The 5,652-nt window shown below is 73.1% G+C and carries 1 protein-coding gene; it reads left to right on the top strand.

The features are described from left to right. The coding region (locus tag ACZ52J_RS42625) for an SDR family NAD(P)-dependent oxidoreductase (RefSeq protein ID WP_465626807.1) at positions 1-5,652 on the top strand (5,652 nt) is incomplete at both ends.

Below are 5,652 nucleotides of genomic sequence, written 5' to 3' on the forward strand. Positions count from 1 at the left end.
CTGGCGATCCGCGCCGGTGACCAGGTCGGCTGCGGGCTGCTGGAGGAGCTGACGCTGGAGGCGCCGCTGGTGCTGCCCGAGCAGGGCGGCGTCCATGTCCAGCTCGCCGTCGAGGAGGCCGACGGGTCGGGCCGCCGGGCTGTCGGCCTGTACTCCCGGCTGGAGGACACGGCCGGCGGGGAGGTCTGGACGCGGCACGCCACCGGCGTGCTGGCCCCCGGCGACGGTGACGATTTGCCGTCCTTCGACCTCACCGAGTGGCCTCCGCAGGGCGCGACCACGGTCGGCGTGGACGATCTCTACGACGTCTTCCAGGCGGCCGGGTTCGGGTACGGACCGGTGTTCCAGGGCCTGCGCGCCGCGTGGCGCCGTGGCGAGGACGTCTACGCGGAGGTGCGCCTGCCGGAGGGCGCCGAGGCCGACGCCGCACTCTTCGGACTGCACCCGGCCCTGCTCGATGCCGCGCTGCACGCGGTCGGCATCGGCAACCTGCTGGAGGAGAGCGGCGGCGGCCGCCTGCCCTTCGCGTGGAACGGGGTGACGCTGCACGCCGCCGGGGCTTCGGCCGTCCGGGTGCGGATGTCGCCAGCGGGCCGCGACACGGTCTCTCTCGTGCTGGCCGACGAGTCCGGGCGCCCGGTGGCGTCCGTGGCCTCGCTGGCGATGCGCGAGGTGTCCGAGGAGCAGGTGCGCAGTGCGCGCGGTGGCTCGGTCGACTCGCTGTACCGGGTGGAGTGGACGGTGCTGCCGGTGTCGCAGGCGCCGGCGGGTCGGTGGGCCGTGCTGGGTGCGGGCGGGTTCGGTGCGGAGCGGTTCGCGGACCTGGCGGAGCTGGGTGCGGCGGTCGACGGCGGTTCGGGGGTTCCGGATGCGGTGTTCCTGGCGCTGGAGTCGGTCGAGGCGTCTGATGGTGTGGCCTCGGCTGTGCGCGCCGCGCTGCACGGGGTTTTGGGGACGGTGCGGGAGTGGCTGGCTGATGAGCGGTTCTCGGCGTCGCGTCTGGTCCTGGTGACCCGTGGGGCGGTCGGTGCCGAGGTCGAGGACCTGGTGCACGCCCCGGTGTGGGGCCTGGTCCGCTCGGCGCAGTCCGAGAACCCCGGCCGCCTGGTCCTGCTGGATCTGGACGGTCCGGAGGTTGCGGAGGGCCTGCTGGCGGGGGCGCTGGCGGCCGGCGAGCCGGAGCTCGCGGTGCGCGCCGGCGCGATTCAGGTGCCGCGTCTGTCGAGGGCGGCTGCGTCCTCGGAGGCGGTGTCGGTGTTCGGGTCGTCGGGCACGGTCCTGGTGACGGGTGCGTCGGGTCTGCTGGGCGGGCTGGTGGCCCGTCACCTGGTGGTCGGGCACGGGGTGCGGAGTCTGCTGCTGGTGTCGCGTCGTGGTGCGGACGCGCCGGGTGCGGTCGAGCTGCGGGACGAGCTGACGGAGGCTGGTGCCACCGTCACCCTGGCGGCGTGCGACGTGGCCGACCGGGAGGCGCTGGCCGCGCTGCTCGCCGACCACGAGCTCTCGGGTGTGGTCCACACGGCCGGTGTCCTGGACGACGGCATCGTCACCTCGCTCACTCCCGAGCGGATCGACACCGTGCTGCGTCCGAAGGTCGACGCGGCCCTCCACCTCCACGAGCTGACGGCCGATCACCCACTGACCACCTTCGTGCTGTTCTCCTCCGCCGCCGGCACCTTCGGCGGACTCGGGCAGGGCAACTACGCGGCCGCGAACGTCTTCCTGGACGCCCTCGCCGCCCAGCGCCGGGCCGCCGGACTGCCCGCGACCTCCCTCGCCTGGGGTGCCTGGGCGGAAGGCGGAATGGTCGGTAGTCTCGCCGATGTCGACGTCCGCCGTATGAGCCGTGGCGGTGTGCAGGGCCTGCTCGCCGACGAGGGGCTGGCGCTCTTCGACGCGGCGATCGCCGCGGACGAGTCCCTTGTCGTTCCGATCCGGCTCGACCTGGCCGCGCTGCGCGCCGAGGCTGCCGCCGGCACCCTGCCGCCGCTGGTGCGCGGCCTGGTGCGCGCCCCGCTCCGCCGCGTTGCCGAGAACGGCTCGGCGGGCCGCCCGGCCGGCTCGTCCCTGGCGCAGCACGTCCTTGCCGCGCCGGCCGCCGAACGGACGGAACTCCTGCTGGACCTGGTCCGTGCCCGGGTCGCGTCCGTCCTCGGCTACGGGGACGCGGGCGCCGTGGACGCCAACCGGGCGTTCAAGGAGCTGGGCTTCGACTCGCTGACCGCCGTCGAGCTGCGCAACGAGCTCAACGGCGCGACCGGCCTGCGCCTGCCGGCGACGCTGGTCTTCGACCACCCGACGCCGGGTGCCCTGGCCGCTTTCCTGCTCGCCGAACTGGTCGGCGAGGCGCCGGGTGCCGCAGCGGCTGTCCGGACGGTGACGGTCGATGACGAGCCGATCGCGATCGTCGGCATGGCTTGCCGCTTCCCGGGTGGCGTCGAGTCCCCGGAGGATCTGTGGCGGCTGGTGTCGGAGGGCCGGGACGCGGTCTCCGGCTTCCCGACGGGCCGCGGCTGGGACCTCGAGAACCTCTACCACCCCGACCCCGATCACCAGGGCACCTCGTATGCCCGCGAGGGCGGGTTCCTGCACGACGCGGGCCTGTTCGACCCGGTGTTCTTCGGGATCTCGCCGCGCGAGGCGTTGGCGATGGACCCGCAGCAGCGGCTCCTGCTGGAGACCTCGTGGGAGGCCGTGGAGCGTGCGGGGATCGACCCGGCGACGCTGCGCGGCAGCCGGACCGGTGTGTTCGCCGGTGTGATGTACCACGACTACGCCAACAACCTGGGTGAGCTCCCCGACGGCGTGGAGGGTTACCTCGGCACCGGTAACTCGGGCAGCATCGCCTCGGGCCGGGTCGCCTACACCTTCGGTCTGGAGGGTCCGGCGGTCACGATCGACACGGCCTGCTCCTCTTCTCTGGTCGCGCTGCACTGGGCGATCCAGGCGCTGCGGAACGGCGAGTGCACGATGGCGCTCGCCGGCGGCGTGGCGATCATGTCCACCCCCGAGGTGTTCGTGGACTTCAGCCGCCAGCGGGCCCTCTCCGCGGACGGCCGGTGCAAGGCGTTCTCGGCGGAGGCGGACGGCACCGGTTGGGGCGAGGGCGTCGGCATGGTGCTGGTCGAGCGGCTCTCCGACGCCCGGCGCAACGGGCACCCGGTGCTCGCGGTCGTGCGCGGCAGTGCCGTGAACCAGGACGGTGCGTCGAACGGGCTGACGGCGCCGAACGGTCCGTCGCAGCAGCGGGTGATCCGGCAGGCGTTGGCGAATGCGGGTCTGGCATCGGATCAGATCGATGCGGTGGAGGCGCACGGGACGGGGACGACCCTGGGCGACCCGATCGAGGCGCAGGCGCTGCTGAACACGTACGGGCGTGAGCGTTCGGCCGAACAGCCGCTGTGGCTGGGTTCGTTGAAGTCGAACATCGGTCACACGCAGGCCGCGGCCGGTGTGGGCGGGATCATCAAGATGGTGATGGCGATGCGGCACGGTGTGCTGCCGCAGACGCTGCACGTGAGTGAGCCGTCGGCGAAGGTCGACTGGTCGGCGGGTGCGGTGGAGCTGCTCACCGAGCGGCGGGCCTGGCCGGAGACCGGGCGTCCGCGTCGCGCGGCGGTGTCGTCCTTCGGGATCAGCGGGACCAACGCCCACACCATCCTCGAGTACGTCCCAGGGGCGGTGGAGGAGCACCTGACCGGGGCCGACGAGACCCCGGCCGTGCCTGTGCTCCTGTCGGCACAGAGTACGTCCGCGCTGCGCGGCCAGGCCGAGCGGCTGCTCACGCTCCTCTCGGATCGGCCGGAGGTGTCCCTGACGGACGTCGCCCACTCGCTGGTGGCGTCGCGGGCGGTGTTCGAGCATCGGGCGGTGGTGGTGGCGGGTGACCGTGCCAGTGCCGTGGCGGGGCTGGAGGCGCTGGCGGCGGACCTGCCGGGGGCGGTCCGGGGCGTGAGCGGTTCGGCGGGCCGGGTGGCGTTCGTCTTCCCGGGTCAGGGTTCGCAGTGGGCCGCGATGGCGGTGGAGCTGTTGGAGTCGTCGTCGGTGTTCGCTGGGCGGATGGCGGAGTGTGGGGCGGCGTTGGTGCCGTTCGTGGATGGCTGGTCGCTGTTGGAGGTGGTTCGGGGCGTCGAGGGTGATGGGTGGATGGATCGGGTGGACGTTGTCCAGCCGGTGTTGTGGGCGGTGATGGTGTCCCTTGCGGAGGTGTGGCGTGCGTCCGGTGTGGAGCCGGGTGTGGTGGTGGGTCATTCGCAGGGTGAGATCGCTGCCGCGGTGGTGGCGGGTGCGTTGTCGTTGGAGGACGGTGCCCGGGTGGTGGCGTTGCGCAGCCGGGCGATCGCGGGTGGTCTGGCGGGTCTGGGTGGCATGGTCTCGGTGGCGTTGCCGGTGGAGGAGGTGCGTGAGCGTCTCGGTGACGGGGATCGGGTGTCGGTCGCGGCGGTGAACGGTCCGTCGGCGGTGGTGGTGTCCGGTGAGCCGGCCGCTTTGGAGGAGTTGTTGGCCGCGTGTGAGGTGGACGGCGTTCGTGCCCGTCGTGTCCCGGTGGACTACGCCTCGCATTCCGCGCAGGTGGAGTCGATTCGTGCCGAGCTGTTGGAGGTCCTTGCGGAGGTCCGTCCGCGGGCGGGTTCGGTGCCGGTGTTCTCGACGGTGACCGGTGGGCTGGTCGACGGTTCCGCCATGGATGCCGAGTACTGGTACACCAACCTCCGTACCACCGTCCGCTTCGCCGAGGCGGTCGACGCCCTCCTCGCCGACGGCTACGGCACGTTCGTCGAGGTGAGCGCGCATCCGGTGCTGGCGATGGCGGTGCAGGACGCCGCCGAGGCGGCCGGTCGGCCGGCGGCGGCCTTCGGGACGCTGCGTCGTCACGAGGGTGGGCTGGAGCGGTTGTTCGCCTCGTTCGCCGAGGCGTGGGTGCGCGGGCTGCGGGTCGACTGGCAGGGCCTTCTCGCCGGCCGAGGTGCTCGGACGGTGGAGCTGCCGACCTACGCCTTCCAGCGTGAGAAGTACTGGCTGGAGGCGACCGCGGCCTCGCCGACGGGGGCGCCGGTCGATGCCGTGGACGCCCGCTTCTGGGAGGCCGTCGAGAGCGAGGACCTGGCCGCGCTCGCCGCGACCCTGGAGGTCGAGGGCGGCAGCGAACTGGGCTCCGTCCTGCCGATGTTGGCGGCCTGGCGCCGTCAGAGCCGCGACCAGTCGACCGTGGACGGCTGGCGCTACCGGATCAGCTGGAAGCCGGCAGCCGACACCGGTCCGGGCGCACTGTCCGGCACCTGGCTGCTGGCCGTTCCGGCCGATCACGACGACGCTGCGGTGGCGGGCCTGCAGGAGATGCTTGCCGGGCGCCGGATCGGCGTCCGTCGGGTGGAGATCGACAGCACCGCCGACCGCGGGGCCGTCGCGGAGCTGGTGCGCGAGGAGGTGGCCGACGGTACGTCCATCACGGGCGTGGTGTCGTTCCTCGCCGGGGTCGGCGGCCCGGTGGCGACGCTGACGCTGGTGCAGGCGTTGGGCGATGCCGGGGTCGGTGCGCCGTTGTGGTGTGTGACGAGTGGGGCGGTGGCTACGGGTCGTTCGGAGCGGGTGGCGGATCCGGTGCAGGCGCAGGTGTGGGGTCTGGGCCGGGTGGTGGCCTTGGAGCATCCG

The organism is Kitasatospora sp. NPDC034035, from assembly GCF_055575755.1.